We start from the raw sequence: 15,140 nt of genomic DNA, 5'->3' as shown, positions 1-15,140 counted from the left end.
GTATCGTCGTCCCTCAATCAGGTTCTAAATGTCCGATCTCGCGCTCGAAACACTGTTGCTACCTCTTTCATCCGGTGAAGTGGTGCCCGGATCCGATCCAAAGGCTCTGTTCCTGCGCGCACGCGCAGGGCAGTCACTGACAGATCTGGCGCTGAACAAGCTCGTTTGCGAGCAGAGCTTTGCTCCGGATCGCGACGCCTTGCACAAGTCGGGTCTTGAGGTTGTGGCCGAGGTCGCCGAAACCGGATTTGATCTGGTGCTCGTGCTGCCGGGGCGCCAGCGCCAGGAAGCGCGATCGCAGCTGGCACGGGCTGTTTCAAAGGCAGTCTCCGGTGGTGTGGTGATTGCCTGCTCCGCAAATACGGAAGGCGCAAAGACGCTTGAAAGCGACCTTTCTGATTTGCTTGGGCACACAGAAAAACTGACAAAGAACAAGTGCCGCGCCGTCTGGGGAGCTGTGCAGCCTGAGGATCTGAACCAGGAACTTCTGGAAGAATGGTCAATCCTGGATCAGCCCAGACCGGTTCTGGAGGGGGCCTATGTCAGCCGGCCAGGCATTTTTGCCTGGGACCGCATAGATCCGGCTTCAGCGTTGCTGGTCAGTTATCTGCCGGAAACCCTGAAGGGACGGGGTGCGGATCTCGGAGCAGGCTTTGGTTATTTGAGCCGTGCGGTCTTGGAAAAAGCTCCGAAAGTTGCGGCAATGGATCTCTATGAAGCCGAGAAACGGGCTTTGGATCTTGCGGAGCGAAACCTCTCGGCCTTCAAAGGAAAGCGCGCCCTGAACGGCGTCTGGTCGGACGTCACAAAAGGCGTCGAGGGTCCTTATGATTTTATTGTTTCCAATCCCCCGTTTCACCAGGCTGGAAGGGCAGATCGGGCCGATGTCGGGCAAGGCTTTATCCGCTCTGCAGCCGGAGGGCTGAGACCGGGTGGAGATTTCTTCATGGTGGCCAACAGGCACTTGCCCTATGAGCAGACACTTTCCGATGTATTCGCCAGCGTGGTTCAATTGGCTGACGAGGGCGGATACAAGGTCATCCGGGCCATAAAGGGAAAGGGAGGGCGATAGCGTGCATCTTGTAAAGCTTCTCGCCAATCTGGGCTATGGCAGCCGCAAGGAAATGCAGCTTGCGATCCGGAATGGATGGGTGACAGACAAGGCAGGCAATGCCCTGAAAGCCGACAGCCGCGTCAGCCATGAAGACATCCTGTTTGACGATGAACCGCTGGATCCGGCACAGGGCGTTGTTTTGCTCATGAACAAGCCCCTCGGATACACGTGCTCAACCAAGGATCAAGGTAGGCTCGTGTATGATCTGCTGCCTGATCGGTTCCGGATGCGTAAACCCGTCTTGTCGACAATAGGGCGTCTGGATAAGGAAACATCAGGCGCCTTGCTGTTTACCGATGACGGGACATTTCTGCACAAGGTGATTTCACCGAAATCAAATGTCCCGAAGATTTATGATGTTGTTCTGGATCGCCCCTTGAAAGGCGATGAAGCTGACATTTTCGGATCCGGTGAAATGATGCTGGACAGCGAGGAAAAGCCACTGAAACCGGCTCTTCTGGATATTGTGGATGAAACTCATGCGCGCCTAACGCTGCACGAAGGTCGGTATCATCAAGTGCGCCGCATGTTTGCAAGCGTTGGCAACCACGTCAATGAACTGAAGCGCAGCGCAATAGGTGGTCTTGGCCTTGATGGCGTTGAAGAAGGCAATTGGCAGGCACTCACCGATGAGCGCAAGGCCGCGATTTTCAAGTAATCCCGCAAAATTGGAGTGCCCGGCAACTTGCCGGACACTTTGTCTTTCAATTCAAATTGGGTCCATTCCTGAGGTCAGCTTTCGCGGCTGAGCACCCGAATCCGGCTGTCGAACTCTCCCCGATCGACGTAGCAGCCCCGCAAATGGCGAAAGCCTGTGTTCGGGTCAAATGCCGCCCTGCCATGCAACACACGACGATTGTCAAAGATGACCATCTCGCCGCCATTGAGGCGTGTGGTGATGACGTAGTCGTCCGAGCGGGTCATTTGCATGATTGTCCGATAGGCTCTGTAATATGTTTCCATGATATCTGCCGGCAGGTCGAAAATGCCGGCCAGATGAGCATTGAAATGCAGTTCCTGCAATCTGCCGAATGGATCCAGGTCGATAACTGTCTGGTGGCGCCGAATGTCGAAATCCGCATCGTGGAACCGGAAAGGCACCGGCGTATCGGCCAGTAGCTTGAATGTTTCAGGGTCGTTTTCCAGAAGGTCGGAGGCTATTGCAAAACCGTCGCAGAAGGTCGAGCCGCCGCCATCGGCCTCATTGGCCAGACAGTGCAGGAATTGGAAGCCCGGAGGGAGTTCCTGGTTGGCAAGGTCCGTGTGCAGGGGAAGTGCGTGCGATGTGTAGGCCAGATTGTTCGGGTTCGGCTTGGACATAACCTCAAAGGTCGTGCCGAAATTGGTCTGCCGAAGGAAGCCGATCCGGCCTGCGACCGTCATGCCGGCTTCAGAATCATCGGCCATACCGGTAACGATAGACAGGCCGGTTTTCTTGGTTTCTCTCAGAAACTCCAGAAGGGCAGTGTCGTCAGCCAAAAGATCCTGCGCATCGGCCCGTGGCAGGCTGGCCGGCGGCAGATCTCCACGCCAGAGTGTCGGCTCGATCTTTGCCGGGTCTTTCAATCCGATCCCGGGCCGATGTTTGTGCAGCCAGCCAGTGTCAAACCGGCTGACATGGTCTCCGTGATTCCAGGTCAAAACGATCTCTTCTGTCTCCAGATCGGCATTGGAGACCGAAATGTCCATTGGAATACTTGTCAGGTCGAATTCGCGTTCCTGAGTTTGCGGGTGAAAGCCGCTTGGACAGTTGTCACGCAGCCAGACGAATGGAAAGTCTGCACTTGTACCGTCAACCCAGGCAACATGAAGCACGCGGTCGTCACCGCGCAGGGATATGCTGGTCATTCTAAAGTTCCGTTGATGTCTTTTGGTCGTGGTTAGGCGGCGCTGTTGGCGCGCTTCAACGGCTGGAGAGGGGGCGGCCACCACCAGTAGGCTTTGTTATGCGGATTGCCAGGGTTGCGCCCGAGAATAGCAAACATCAACGTGAGCCTTTTGCAGGGAATACCTGCGATTAAACACGTGAGCAAAGTGACATCAAACAAAACACCCGGCAATAGAGATTTTGCCGGGTGAAACAATCTTTGGAAATCCGGTGGTTACAATTCGTATCTAACCTTTGGCCGCACGCGCTGCGAGGGCGATGGCTATATAGCTCCAGCCGTTGATCAACACGGAGACGCCTGCGATCAGGCCGAGGGCCCAGCTTGCTGAACCGGGCAGGTCGATTGCAATCATCAATCCTGCGGCAAGTGACACGATCCCGGCAACGAGGACCCAGACCCAACCCTCGTGTGGCTTTAGTTTGAAGGCCAGCAGGATTTGACTGATACCTTGTGCCGCAAAGATGGCTGCAAGAAGAAGCGTCAAGGTAAAGGCACCGACAATCGGATTGACGTAGATCAGGATCCCGCCGATCACCGCTACGATGCCTGTAATCAGGTTCCAGAGAAAGCTGGAAGTCCCTTTGGTTTTCAAAGAATTATAGATCTGCACAAGGCCGCCGATGAACAGGACGGCTGCAATCAGAACGGTGACGGCGATTGAAGTTGCCAGTGGGGCCGCAATCAGGATCATGCCGCCGATTACGAGAGCAACGCCGAGCGTCAGAAACCACCCCCAGTTTTCCTGAATTTTCTGTTTCATGTCTTCTACAGCTTGCAACGCGTCCGTCATTTGGATCTCCTCAGATTGCATCGTTCCGGTTGTCGAAGCTGACGGTAATCGCTTCTGGAGAAAACGCAAACTGCAGGTCATTGTACCCGATGGCAACCTTACTCGACGTGCGAACTTGACAGTTAGTGTGTATTTGCACAGTAAAAGACATGGAAGAAGACGACTTCTCTCTTTGTGTAGTGAACAACGCACGGAAGGCCGCGCGTGCCGTCAGCCGTCACTATGATCGATTGGCGCGAACGGTTGGTATGACTGCAGGCCAGTTTTCCGTTCTGGTCGCGATACGCCAGACGCAGGAGGAAACGACTGGGCAGCTTGCGGACCGGCTTTCCATGGAGAGGACAACACTGGTACGGAATGTCGCTTTGCTTGAGCGCAAAGGCCTTGTCGCATCGGGCCCTGTGCATAAAGGACGCGGCAAAACCTATTTGCTGACGACACGAGGGTCTCAATTACTCGATCAGGCCTTGCCCCTTTGGCGGCAGGCTCAACGCGACGTGGAAACTCTTCTGGGGAAAGAGAACTTCACGAAGACGATCGATGCCTTGAAACAGCTTTCGGAGCTCTGATCAATTTGCGCGGGATTGCTGAGCCAAGGCCGATGTCCTGACAGTTGCGACTGAAACATGCGGCCAATTGAGCCAGCGAAGCGTTTTGCCGCTGCTTGTGTGTTTCGTCCAGTTCGGTTTTCAACTAAATAGCCATGCTGTGCGTTTTAGGAAATAAAGACAGTTCATTTTCAACTTAAGAGAATAAGTAATAATACCACTTATACAATTGTAGATGTTCCTGCGAAGTCTTATCTCAAGTACTGGTGGCGTCGTGATTGTACTAAGTCGCAATCGAGGGTCATTTTAGTTGTGCTTTAGTCTAACTAAATTTGAATCTGATCGGTGGCCAATTTTAAATTGTTGATCTCAGAGGATAATCATTGTGTTAGACGGCGCGGCGACAGAGGGTTTTGTTTGCGAGTCTTATGAGCGCCTGGCAAATATCAAATCAGCTTATGAGATATTTAAGTTCTTGAGATCTGTCGCTGAAAGTTACGACTATTCTCATTTCTCGGTGCTTTACATACCTGTATTCGGAGAAGAACAGCTCCGCCGCAAGATCGTATTGAGCAACTGGCAGCCCGAATTGCTGCGCGCCTATGATGAAATGAAGCTGCTCTCAAACAGTCCAATAATCAGGATGCTTCGGAAGTCTCACAAGCCGCTTGAATGGGAACTCGAGAAGCTGAATCTTGAACGCTCGGAAACGGAGTTGAAAAGGAGTGTCGAGCTGTTCCGAAGCTTCGACATGCATAACGGCGTATATTTTCCGACATACGATATCAAAGGAATGAAAGGTGCCGTCTCTTTTGCGGGAAAACGCGCGCCGTTGCAAATGAACGAAATTGCCGTGCTTCACATCATTTCCGTGTTTGTGTTCAAGAAACTCTCGCTTTTCCTCGAAGAAGAGGACGATACCGGACCCAGTTTGACAAAAAGGGAACTCGAATGCCTGAGCTGGTCGGCTCAAGGCAAAACGAATGCTGAAATCTCAGTTATTCTGGCAATTTCAGAAAATACGGTTTCAGGCTACATAACCTCAACTTGCCGAAAGCTTGACGCATCTAACAAGGTACATGCCGTCGCTCAAGCACTTCGACTTGGGCTGATCAAATAAAAGCATGACTTTCAAATCACTCACAAAGTATGTCAGGTTAACAATCTGCTAATTTCGAGCCCGCAATTTTAAGGGGTCAAAACCTCTCACTCCTCGTTGACCAATTTTATTTGAATTCAGATCACCTTTATAGAGACGGGTGGTAGTACGTATTTTTACGCGCTTGGCGCTAGTAAGGATCGGTTCAAAGAGCAATCACCCCGATCGAAGACCCGCAAATGCGGGCGACAAAAATGATTTTGTGCACTCGGGTGATGCTATGAATTATCTGTCAAATCTGAAAGTTCGAACGCTGGCGGTTGTTGTGATCGTCTTTGCGATCGCGACTGGTGCCGTATTCGTCGGCACGTCTCTTGTGATCGATCACGATGTTACGCAATCGGAGCAGGCCTGGGCGGCCTTCAAGGCCCAAAACGAGCCAAAGGCCAAAGCGCTCAGCGAGATCAAGCGGCACATCGGCTATGGCGGCATGATCCACCAGTTCAAGAATTATGTTCTGCGTCACGATGAAAAACGGATTGGAAAAGTTCAATCGGCCAATGGCGCTGTCATGGCTGCAATTGATTACTACGCAGCAAGCGGGCCCACACCCGGCGAGGTTGAAGCGCTCAATGTCCTGCGCGAAACCGTGAACTCCTATGCAGCGAAACTCCAAGATGTTCGCGAACTGGTCGCCCAGGGCAAAAGCGCTGCGGAAATAGACAAGGCTGTCAAAATCAACGACGCACCTGCATTGGATGCAATTGCGACGCTGACCAATTCCGTAAGTGGAGCAAAGCCTGACGATGCGGCCATTACCAAAACCGGGCTTCGAGGCCAAATTCGCGCTTCGCTTGGTTACGGCGGCATGATTCACCAGTTCAAGAATTATGTGCTTCGGCAAGATGATGCGCGCATCGCAAAGGTGAGAACCGGACTTAACACAACGCTCGACGCGATAGATGCGTTTCTGGCAAGTCCTGTGGAGCCGGCCGAACGGGAAGCTCTGGAAGATATTCGCACCGTTGTGCAGAAATATGCCGCCGGTCTTGATCAGGCGATCCAACTGGTCAAGCAGGGCAACACGCCCGAGCAGATTGATCAGGTCATCAAGGTGGATGACGGTCCGGCGCTTGCAGGATTGCAGGCACTCACACTTCAGTCCGGTGCAGACACGGTGACGGCAGGTCAGCAACTGTCCCAAAATCTATATGAAGTTGCACAAGTCACCAGAAGCATTGTTTGGATTGCGATTGTCACCGCTGTTGTCTTGTCGCTTCTGGTTTATCTGGTTTTGTTCCGCCAGATTCTCTCGCCGCTAAGAGCTTTGACCTCGGCCATGAAAGGGCTGTCGGAGGGCGATCTTCATGTGGCATTGCCTGAGAGCACAAAGAACGAAATCGGCGATATGATTGCGTCTGTTCAGGTGTTCAAATCGAATGCACTGCGCGGCAAAGAGCTTGAGGCGGAGCAGGAACAGCAAAAGGAACACGCGGAACAGGAACGAAAGGCGCTGCTTGAATCGTTGGCCGATGATTTCGATGCAAATGTCGGCGAAATCATCAACACGGTTGCTTCCGCGTCTTCCGACCTGAACAACTCAGCCAAATTCATGGCTGAAACGACTGCAAAAACCGAAGCCCGGGCAACAGCTGTGTCCCAGGCGTCGCACGAAGCGTCCATGAACGTGCAGACCATCGCAACCGCGGCGGAGGAAATGGCAAGCTCGATTGGTGAAATCAATCGTCAGGTTGTTTCGGCATCGGACGCGTCAAAGCTCGCACTTGCAACAGTCGATCAGACCAGCTCCCGGATTGCACAACTTGCGGAAACCGCGGAAAAGATCGGCGCAGTTGTCGAAATCATTTCCGAAATTGCCGAAAGAACAAATCTGCTGGCCCTGAATGCAACGATCGAATCTGCAAGGGCAGGGGACGCCGGCAAAGGCTTTGCCGTTGTCGCCGGTGAGGTGAAGCAACTTGCAAGCCAGACAGCCAGTGCGACGGCGGAGATCAACAAGCAGATCGAAGGAATTCAGTCTTCCACGAAAGAAGCCGTTGTCTCGATGAACGAAGTGTCGAAGGTCATGAGCCAGCTGGATGAAACCTCGGCCTCTATCGTGGCATCGATCGAACAGCAGGGCGCGACCACCAAAGAGATTTCTCAAAATGTCCATGAAGCGGCAAATGGCACCGCGCAAGTTTCTGAGAATATTTCCGGTGTGACGCAGGCGGCCAAAGAATCAGGGTCTGCAACGACCGGCCTGACAGATTCTGCCAACAGACTGTCCAGTCAATCCGAGATCCTGAAACAGGCAGTCGGTTCGTTCATCTCCCAGGTTCGAATGGGCTGATACATCCGCAATGGAGCCGGGTTCTGGCATTCCAGCGGACTGCTTTCGCGCAACCTTCCCCCCACCCCGGTTGCGCGAAAGCTCTTTTTGTTGGGGGCATTTCATTGCTTCCTGACTGGCCTAGCGTTTCTCAAACTGAAAAACCAGGAGTTGTGCGGCGCGTTTTTTCGCCAAGTTGCCTGACAGAAACTCAAATCCCTGAATTTTTTAAAGCGCGCTGGACAGTTGACGCTTGAGTTGCCGACGTTGGATGTGTAATTACACATTCAAATCCATCAATCAGTAGAGGTCAGATATGCGCCGCGTTGTCGTTACAGGATTGGGAGTTGTCTCACCGGTCGGAACAGGGGTCGAAGGCTTTTGGGAACGACTGACCTCTGGCTACAATGGCATCAGAAAGATCAGCCACTTCGAAGCCGGTGATCTTGCTTGCCAGGTTGCCGGTGAAGTGCCGACACGCGCTGAAGACACGTTTGGTTTTGATGTTGATGCTGTCATGGAGCCGCGCGAACAGCGTCGTTCCGATCGCTTCATTCACTTTGCCATGGGCGCCGTTCAGGAGGCATTGGCTCATGCAGGCTGGGCTCCGAAGACAGATGGGGAGAAAGAGCGAACCGGTACGATCATCGGCACGGGGGTCGGTGGCTTTCCGGCAATGACAGCCGGCACGCGGTTGGTGGACGAAAAAGGTCCGCGCAGGGCATCTCCCTTTCTGGTTCCTTCATTCCTTGCCAATCTCGCAGCCGGTCAGGTTTCCATTCGGCACGGTTTGAAAGGGCCGATTGGTGCGCCGGTTACCGCATGCGCGGCCAGCCTGCAGGCAATTGGTGATGCAGCAAGGCTGATCCGTGCAGGTGAAGCCGATGTTATGGTCGCCGGCGGTGCGGAAGCCTGTATCGACCGGGTGTCTTATGCAGGATTTTGCGCGGCCAAGGCCATGTCTTCGAAACGAAACGATGATCCGGCTCATGCCTCCCGGCCATTCGATCAGGACAGGGACGGTTTTATTATGGGGGAAGGGGCCGGCATTCTCGTGCTGGAAGACTATGAGCACGCCAAGGCGCGCGGTGCGAACATGCTGGTGGAATTGACCGGTTACGGCACCAGTGCGGACGCCTATCACGTAACGGCCTCATCTCCTGACGGTGAAGGTGGCTTGCGAGCGATGCGGCAGGCCCTGTCCACGGCAAATCTCAAACCGGCAGAGATTGGTTATGTCAATGCACATTCGACCTCGACACCGGTTGGAGACGCTGCAGAGGTCGCGGCTTTGACGAGTTTGTTTGTCGGGCGCGGCAAAGACTTGGCTGTCTCTTCGTCGAAATCGATGTTTGGCCATCTTCTGGGGGCAGCAGGCGCGGTTGAGGCAATTGCCTGCGTCAAGGCACTTCTCAGTGGTTTGCTGCCGCCCTCGCGGAACCTGGAAAATGCGGATGAAGGCATGGCGAAATTCGAGATGATCCCGGACCGGGCAATCTCGAGGCAGGTGGATCATGTCCTGACCAACGGTTTCGGCTTCGGTGGCGTCAATGCCAGCGCGGTGTTCTCGAAAGTCTGAGGCCATCGGATGACTTGATAAGAAGATTATTCCCATATATGAGAAAAGTATCATTTATGGGAATAATCGATGACCGATACAGACGAACACCTGGGGCGCCGCATTGCCGAGCTTCGCAAATCTCGCGACTGGAACCTGGACCTGCTTGCTGAAAAGTCCGGCATCAGTCGCGCCACGCTGTCACGCATAGAACGGGGCGACACCAGTCCGACGGCTGCCTCGCTCGGGCAACTTGCCCGGGCTTTCCAGATTACAATGGCAGAAGTGTTCGGTTTCGGAGCGCCCGTGCTGGATGCAAAGATTGCGCGCACCGAACAGGCTGTTTGGCAGGATCCGGAAACCGGATTCCTGAGACGCTCTGTGTCGCCGGCCTGCAGCGGGTTTCGTGGAAGTGTCATTGAAGGTGAGTTGCCTGCCGGTAAGACAATCTCTTATTCGGTGCCACCGCTTCCGGATCTCGAGCATCACCTCGTGCTTCTGCAAGGAGCATTGGTAATGACTATTGGCGATGAGCGTCACGAACTCACCGCCGGAGACTGTCTGCGGTTTCGTCTGAACGCCGCGAACTCCTACCATGCAACCGGTCCTGAGCCGGCGCGATATCTTCTGACGGTGGTCACGCCATGAGTTCCATAAACTTTGTCCCGGAAACGCCAGTTGCCCTTCTGACTGCTGGTGAAGCAGATGCTGCCTTGCCGCAACTTTCCAACCTTCTCAAAGTCTGCGTTGAGGATGGTGCGGGCATCGGTTTTATTCTGCCCCTGTCATCCGAAAAGGCGGAAATCTTCTGGAAAAAACAGGTGGCGGCGATTGAGAAGGGCGAGGCGTTCCTGTTGGTCACCCGTGATCAGGGGCACGTGACTGGAGTTGTCATGCTGCTGCCCGCAGCACAAGACAATGGTTCCCATCGCGCAGACGTCGCCAAGCTGATGGTGCATCCGGACCACAGACGCAAAGGTCTGGCACGCAGGTTGATGGCTTCTGTCGACGGCTTGGCGTTATCAATTGACCGCTGGCTGCTCGTTCTGGACACGGTAACTGGAGACCGGGCAGAGCTGCTCTACCCGACATGCGGCTACAACAAGGTTGGCATCATACCGGACTACGCTTTTGGGAGCCGCGGTGCCCTGGACGCGACAACGGTTTTTTACAAGGATCTGCGTCAATCGTAACGGGGTAGGGCTGATCACCCAAGCAGCCAAGTTTGTCGAAGGCTTTGGCAGGTCTCGACAAGTTTCGCCTTAATGTTTTGAAACGGGAAAATCAGCATTTTGTAGGCTTAAAAGCCTGCTTCGGGAAAACATCCACACGAGACAGTTTGAAGATATGCGCAACAGGGGGAGGCTAGAGGCAGGTTACCAGGCAACTGAAAGGTGCTTCTAGCTTTCCTCACTCAGCATTTCCAACTCCAGCCATTGCTCCTCGGCAGCATCCTTTTCTTCTGTAAGATCAGTGATTTGTTGCGATAACTTGGCAAATTTGTCAGGGTTCTTGACGTAAAGCTGCGGGTCATTCATTTCCGCCTGAAGCTTTTCAAGTTTTGCTTCAAGTTGCTCGATTGTGTCTGGCAGCGTTTTCAAAAGATGCTGCTGGGTGAAACTGAGCTTCGACTTCGATTGCGGCCTTTGAACCGAACCGTTTGAAGAAGAAGACTTTTCCTTCTTTGCCGGTGCGGGTTTTTCGTCCTTGCGCGCCTTCACGCCTTCACCGCGTTGAGCCAGCATGTCGGTATAGCCACCGGCATATTCGCGCCAGACGCCGCCGTCCTCAGAGACAATAACCGAAGTGGCCACCCGGTCGAGGAAATCGCGATCGTGCGAAACTATCAGGGCTGTGCCGGGATAATCCGCGAGCAATTCCTGCAACAGATCCAGCGTCTCCAGGTCAAGATCGTTGGTCGGCTCGTCGAGCACCATCATGTTGGACTTGTTGGCAAGTGCACGCGCGAGCATGGCGCGGGCCCGTTCACCGCCGGAAAGGACACCGACCGGCGTTCGCGCCTGTTCGGGTGAAAACAGAAAGTCCTTCATATAGGACATGACGTGCTTGGTTTCGTCGCCAATGACGACCATGTCCCCACGGCCACCGGTGAGAACCGTGGCAAGTGTCTCGCTGAGATCGAGCTTTTCCCGTTTCTGATCGAGGGTTACCATTTCAAGATTGGTGCCGAGACGCGTCGTGCCGCTGTCCGGTGCAAGCTCTCCGGTGAGCATTTTAAGGAGTGTCGTCTTGCCGGCACCATTGGGGCCGACGAAACCGATCCTGTCGCCACGCTGGATGCGCGTTGAAAAGTCCTGAACGATCCGCCGGTCGCCATAAGTTTTCGAAATACCCTTTGCTTCCACGACAAGCTTGCCGGAAACCTCTGCCTCTGTTGCGCTGAGTTTGGCGGTGCCCTGTGGTCCGCGATGCTCCCGCTTCTGCTTTCTCAAATCGGCGAGTTCGCGTACCCGGCGCATGTTCCGTTTGCGACGCGCGGTGACCCCGTAGGTCATCCAGTGTTCTTCGCGTTTGATCTTTTGCGCGAGTTTCTGCTGGTCGATTTCCTCTTGCTCGAACACTTCGTCGCGCCACGCTTCGAAATGGGAGAAACCTTTTTCCATGCGCCGGGCAATACCGCGGTCTATCCAGACCGTTGCACGTGAAAGATTTTCCAGGAAGCGGCGGTCGTGAGAGATCAGGACCAGAGCCGATTTGAGGCTTTTGAGCTCCTCTTCGAGCCATTCGATGGCAGGCAGATCCAGGTGGTTGGTCGGCTCGTCCAGAAGCAGAATGTCCGGTTCCGGTGCCAGCGTGCGTGCAAGCGCCGCCCGGCGCGCCTCCCCGCCAGACAGGGATTGTGGGGTCTCTTCTCCACTCAGGCCCAAAACCCCAAGCAGATAGGCACCGCGATAGGGATCATCACCCTCCGTGAGACCTTCGTTCACATAGTCCAGAACAGATGTGTACGAGGAAAGGTCAGGATCCTGTGGCAGGTAACGAATGGTGCGGCCCGGCTGAAAGAAACGTTCTCCCTTGTCCATCTCGATCTGGCCCGCAGCAATTTTCAAAAGCGTCGATTTGCCCGAGCCGTTGCGGCCAACAAGACACAAGCGCTCGCCCTCGGATACCGACAGGTCGGTGCCGGTCAAAAGCGGTGTCCCGCCAAAAGTCAGGTGGACGTCGCGGAGCGTAAGAAGCGGTGGGGCCATGTGTGCCTGTCGGTCAGGGTTCAAGGATCACGAACGGCGCCCGGTTTACTGGTCGAGCAAGCGCACTGCAAGCGCACCGAACGACCCGTTGGCCAATTTTGATCGGAACGACCCGAGATTTTCGGTTGGAATTCGGTTATGATCTACCCGACGTGGACAGGGGCGACCACCAACGTTCAGCCAAAACGGCTGACAGGAGAGAGCATCATGTCTTATCGGCTAGTTGGCCCGAACTGGGCCGCACGCCTGAAAACGACCTTCAAATCCTGCCTCGCAGCAACGGTCCTGACTGTGGCTGCAGGAACAGCTTCCGTATTGACCGGAGCTGGTGAGGCCCGCGCTGATGCGTTCTATTTCGGCGGCAGCGGTGTCGGCATTGCGATTGGGACACGAGGGTATCGCGGCTATCGAAGCGGCTTTTATTATGGGTTCGGTCCATACGGATTTTCAGGCCCTCCCTTCAGACCTTATGGCGCTCCCTACTACTATCATCCATATGACAGGCGGGCTTATCCGTACCGCTCAAGGGTCTATGTTAACCCGCCGAGACGCGCCTACGGACAACCACAGCGTGTTCCTTACACGAAGACCGGATTAGCCCCGTTTACGCCCCAGTGGGTGGCCTATTGTTCGCGCAAATTCAAGTCTTTCAATCCAAATACAGGCACTTACTTGGCCTATAGCGGAAAATATCGATTTTGCCGATGACTCCGGCATAATGTTGCCCATCTCTGCGGGTGATCCATTGGCAATATCGGAAAAGAGCGGAATTTTTTTCCGGTTGATGCGCGTTTCCCGCAAAAACATAGCCTATTTTCGACCTTCGTCGAAATGTGCCGTTGGGGGATGCTTGATTGCGCGCAAAGGTCGTGGAATCTTGTCCGGTATCGTTCCTGTAACTTCAAACATAACCGACGAGGGGAGAGCGATATGATCAAGTCTATGCGCGTGACTGCGCTTGCGGCTGCTCTGATGGCTGCTACATCTCTTACCGCCTTTGCTGAAGTGGTTTACCACCGCGGCAACACTGCTGACCCGGAAACACTGGACCAGCACAAGACTTCCACCACATACGAAGCGCATATTCTGCGTGACCTCTACGAAGGCCTGGTTGCCTACAGTGCCGACGGTCAGGTGATCCCGGGCGTTGCGACCGATTGGACGATTTCCGATGACGGTACCGTCTATACCTTCAAATTGCGCGACGATGCCAAGTGGTCCAATGGCGACCCGGTCGTAGCTGGTGACTTCGTCTACTCGTTGCAGCGTATCATGACGCCTGAAACGGGTGCCAAATACGCCAACATTCTTTATCCGATCAAAAATGCGGAGAAGGTCAACAAAGGCGATCTGAAGCCGGAAGAAATCGGCGTAAAGGCGATTGACGACCACACGCTCGAGATCACGCTTGAAGCTCCGACACCTTATTTCATCGATCAGCTGACGCACCAGACCGGCCTGCCGGTTCATCCGGCCTCCGTCGAAGCGCACGGCTCTGATTTTGTGAAGCCGGAAAACATCGTTACCAACGGTGCCTTCACACTGGCTGAGTTCATTCCGAACGCGCACGTCAAGGCGACGAAGAACCCGAACTTCCACGACGCCGACAACGTCAAAGTCGACACAGTCTTCTTCTACCCGACAGAAGATCGTGGCGCTGCACTCCGCCGCTTCCAGGCAGGTGAACTGCACACAAACAACGATGCTCCGACCGAGCAGGTTGCCTTCATGAAGGATAACCTGGGCGAGCAGTTCCGCGTTGCACCGTATCTGGGAACCTACTACTACGCGCTGAACCACGAAGATGAGGCGCTGAGCAATCCTGACGTCCGCCAGGCTCTGTCCATGGCGATTGACCGGGAGTTTCTGGCTGACGAAATCTGGGGCTCCACGATGGTTGCGGGCTACTCCTTCGTACCGCCGGGCATCGGCAATTACGGCGAGCCGGCCTATGCCGACTACAAGGAAATGTCCCAGATCGATCGTGAAGAAAAAGCGATCGAAATGCTTGAAAAGGCCGGGTTCAGTGAATCCAATCCGCTCAAGCTGACTATCAACTACAACACTTCGGAAAACCACAAGAACACGGCTGTTGCGATTGCCGACATGTGGGCGCCACTGGGTGTTGAAATTTCGATGGTCAACACCGACACCAAGACCCACTACGCCATGCTGCGCGACCGTCAGGACTTCGACGTTGCCCGTGCTGGCTGGATTGGTGATTATTCCGACCCTCAGAACTTCCTGTTCATGGTCGAGAGCGACAACACCGGTTTCAACTACGCTCGTTACGAGAATCCGGAGTATGACGCGCTTATGGATGAAGCCGCGGCGACCATTGATCTGGAGAAGCGTGCCGGCATCCTGAAGCAGGCGGAAGAAATGTTCATGCGTGACCTGCCGTTCATCCCGCTGATGTACTACGGCTCCATGAACCTTGTTTCCGACAAGGTTTCCGGCTTTGAGAACAATCTTCTCAACGTTCATCCGACCCGCTTCATAAGCATCTCCGAATAATCGATAACGCCAGGACCGGCAGGGAACTCCCTGCCGGTCTTTTGCAAGGCGGCAAGCAAAGACCGCCGGCAAAACAACAGG

The 15,140-nt window shown here is 54.3% G+C and carries 13 protein-coding genes; 10 read left to right on the top strand and 3 right to left on the bottom strand.

What is annotated here, in order from left to right:
- Window positions 1–28: 28 nt before the first annotated feature.
- Both ACZ1HV_RS07250 and ACZ1HV_RS07245 read left to right on the top strand, forming a co-directional pair.
- The gene (locus ACZ1HV_RS07250; RefSeq protein WP_298958512.1) at window positions 29–1,072 is read left to right on the top strand and encodes a class I SAM-dependent methyltransferase; all 1,044 of its coding nucleotides are present in this window, start codon (window positions 29–31) and stop codon (window positions 1,070–1,072) included.
- A gap of 1 nt (window position 1,073) precedes the next feature.
- Window positions 1,074–1,772, top strand: coding sequence for a pseudouridine synthase (locus ACZ1HV_RS07245; protein ID WP_298958511.1), 699 nt, complete (start codon window positions 1,074–1,076; stop codon window positions 1,770–1,772).
- Between the two features lie 74 nt (window positions 1,773–1,846).
- Here the strand turns inward: ACZ1HV_RS07245 and ACZ1HV_RS07240 are convergent, their stop codons facing one another.
- Together ACZ1HV_RS07240 and ACZ1HV_RS07235 are read right to left on the bottom strand one after the other, a co-directional pair.
- Window positions 1,847–2,962 (bottom strand): TauD/TfdA family dioxygenase, encoded by a 1,116-nt coding sequence (locus ACZ1HV_RS07240; protein ID WP_298815724.1) that lies wholly within the window; start codon window positions 2,960–2,962, stop codon window positions 1,847–1,849.
- 267 nt (window positions 2,963–3,229) lie between these two features.
- Window positions 3,230–3,793, bottom strand: a complete 564-nt coding sequence (locus ACZ1HV_RS07235) for an HdeD family acid-resistance protein (protein ID WP_298958510.1) — start codon at window positions 3,791–3,793, stop codon at window positions 3,230–3,232.
- A gap of 149 nt (window positions 3,794–3,942) precedes the next feature.
- Here ACZ1HV_RS07235 and ACZ1HV_RS07230 point away from each other — a divergent pair, with 149 nt between their 5' ends.
- The 6 genes from ACZ1HV_RS07230 (at window position 3,943) to ACZ1HV_RS07205 (ending at window position 10,523) form a co-directional block, all read left to right on the top strand.
- Entirely contained in the window at window positions 3,943–4,362 is a 420-nt protein-coding gene (locus ACZ1HV_RS07230) for a MarR family winged helix-turn-helix transcriptional regulator (RefSeq protein ID WP_298958509.1), read from the top strand.
- A gap of 364 nt (window positions 4,363–4,726) precedes the next feature.
- Window positions 4,727–5,461 carry a helix-turn-helix transcriptional regulator gene (locus ACZ1HV_RS07225; RefSeq protein ID WP_298815731.1) on the top strand — a complete coding sequence of 245 codons (735 nt, stop codon included), beginning with the start codon at window positions 4,727–4,729 and terminating at the stop codon, window positions 5,459–5,461.
- Between the two features lie 259 nt (window positions 5,462–5,720).
- Window positions 5,721–7,793 carry a methyl-accepting chemotaxis protein gene (locus ACZ1HV_RS07220; RefSeq protein WP_298958507.1) on the top strand — a complete coding sequence of 691 codons (2,073 nt, stop codon included), beginning with the start codon at window positions 5,721–5,723 and terminating at the stop codon, window positions 7,791–7,793.
- 295 nt (window positions 7,794–8,088) lie between these two features.
- The gene (gene fabF / locus ACZ1HV_RS07215; RefSeq protein ID WP_472717713.1) at window positions 8,089–9,351 is read left to right on the top strand and encodes a beta-ketoacyl-ACP synthase II; all 1,263 of its coding nucleotides are present in this window, start codon (window positions 8,089–8,091) and stop codon (window positions 9,349–9,351) included.
- Window positions 9,352–9,420: 69 nt separating this feature from the next.
- Window positions 9,421–9,978, top strand: coding sequence for a helix-turn-helix domain-containing protein (locus ACZ1HV_RS07210; RefSeq protein ID WP_472717712.1), 558 nt, complete (start codon window positions 9,421–9,423; stop codon window positions 9,976–9,978).
- A complete protein-coding gene (locus tag ACZ1HV_RS07205; RefSeq protein ID WP_472717711.1) occupies window positions 9,975–10,523 on the top strand; it encodes a GNAT family N-acetyltransferase in 549 nt (182 codons plus the stop codon). The genes ACZ1HV_RS07210 and ACZ1HV_RS07205 overlap by 4 nt, the downstream gene beginning before the upstream one ends.
- Window positions 10,524–10,730: 207 nt before the next feature.
- On the opposite strand, the gene ACZ1HV_RS07200 is transcribed toward ACZ1HV_RS07205, so the two are convergent.
- A complete protein-coding gene (locus tag ACZ1HV_RS07200) occupies window positions 10,731–12,542 on the bottom strand; it encodes an ABC-F family ATP-binding cassette domain-containing protein (protein WP_472717710.1) in 1,812 nt (603 codons plus the stop codon).
- 207 nt (window positions 12,543–12,749) lie between these two features.
- Between ACZ1HV_RS07200 and ACZ1HV_RS07195 the strand changes: the two genes are divergently transcribed.
- The gene (locus tag ACZ1HV_RS07195) at window positions 12,750–13,250 is read left to right on the top strand and encodes a BA14K family protein (RefSeq protein WP_298815742.1); all 501 of its coding nucleotides are present in this window, start codon (window positions 12,750–12,752) and stop codon (window positions 13,248–13,250) included.
- Window positions 13,251–13,472: 222 nt separating this feature from the next.
- Window positions 13,473–15,059 carry a peptide ABC transporter substrate-binding protein gene (locus ACZ1HV_RS07190; protein WP_298815745.1) on the top strand — a complete coding sequence of 529 codons (1,587 nt, stop codon included), beginning with the start codon at window positions 13,473–13,475 and terminating at the stop codon, window positions 15,057–15,059.
- Window positions 15,060–15,140 lie beyond the last annotated feature (81 nt).

Source organism: Roseibium sp. JB4-4, assembly GCF_055693425.1.
The sequence above is the reverse complement of the archived record's forward strand: the minus strand, read 5'-3'. Positions and strand labels throughout refer to the sequence as shown.

Excerpts from the sequence above, each read along its gene's own strand:
- ACZ1HV_RS07250 (WP_298958512.1), top strand. The coding sequence starts at position 29 with ATGTCCGATCTCGCGCTCGAAACACTGTTGCTACCTCTTTCATCCGGT.
- ACZ1HV_RS07240 (WP_298815724.1), bottom strand. The coding sequence starts at position 2,962 with ATGACCAGCATATCCCTGCGCGGTGACGACCGCGTGCTTCATGTTGCC.
- ACZ1HV_RS07235 (WP_298958510.1), bottom strand. The coding sequence starts at position 3,793 with ATGACGGACGCGTTGCAAGCTGTAGAAGACATGAAACAGAAAATTCAG.
- ACZ1HV_RS07230 (WP_298958509.1), top strand. The coding sequence starts at position 3,943 with ATGGAAGAAGACGACTTCTCTCTTTGTGTAGTGAACAACGCACGGAAG.
- ACZ1HV_RS07220 (WP_298958507.1), top strand. The coding sequence starts at position 5,721 with ATGAATTATCTGTCAAATCTGAAAGTTCGAACGCTGGCGGTTGTTGTG.
- fabF (WP_472717713.1), top strand. The coding sequence starts at position 8,089 with ATGCGCCGCGTTGTCGTTACAGGATTGGGAGTTGTCTCACCGGTCGGA.
- ACZ1HV_RS07210 (WP_472717712.1), top strand. The coding sequence starts at position 9,421 with ATGACCGATACAGACGAACACCTGGGGCGCCGCATTGCCGAGCTTCGC.
- ACZ1HV_RS07205 (WP_472717711.1), top strand. The coding sequence starts at position 9,975 with ATGAGTTCCATAAACTTTGTCCCGGAAACGCCAGTTGCCCTTCTGACT.
- ACZ1HV_RS07200 (WP_472717710.1), bottom strand. The coding sequence starts at position 12,542 with ATGGCCCCACCGCTTCTTACGCTCCGCGACGTCCACCTGACTTTTGGC.
- ACZ1HV_RS07195 (WP_298815742.1), top strand. The coding sequence starts at position 12,750 with ATGTCTTATCGGCTAGTTGGCCCGAACTGGGCCGCACGCCTGAAAACG.
- ACZ1HV_RS07190 (WP_298815745.1), top strand. The coding sequence starts at position 13,473 with ATGATCAAGTCTATGCGCGTGACTGCGCTTGCGGCTGCTCTGATGGCT.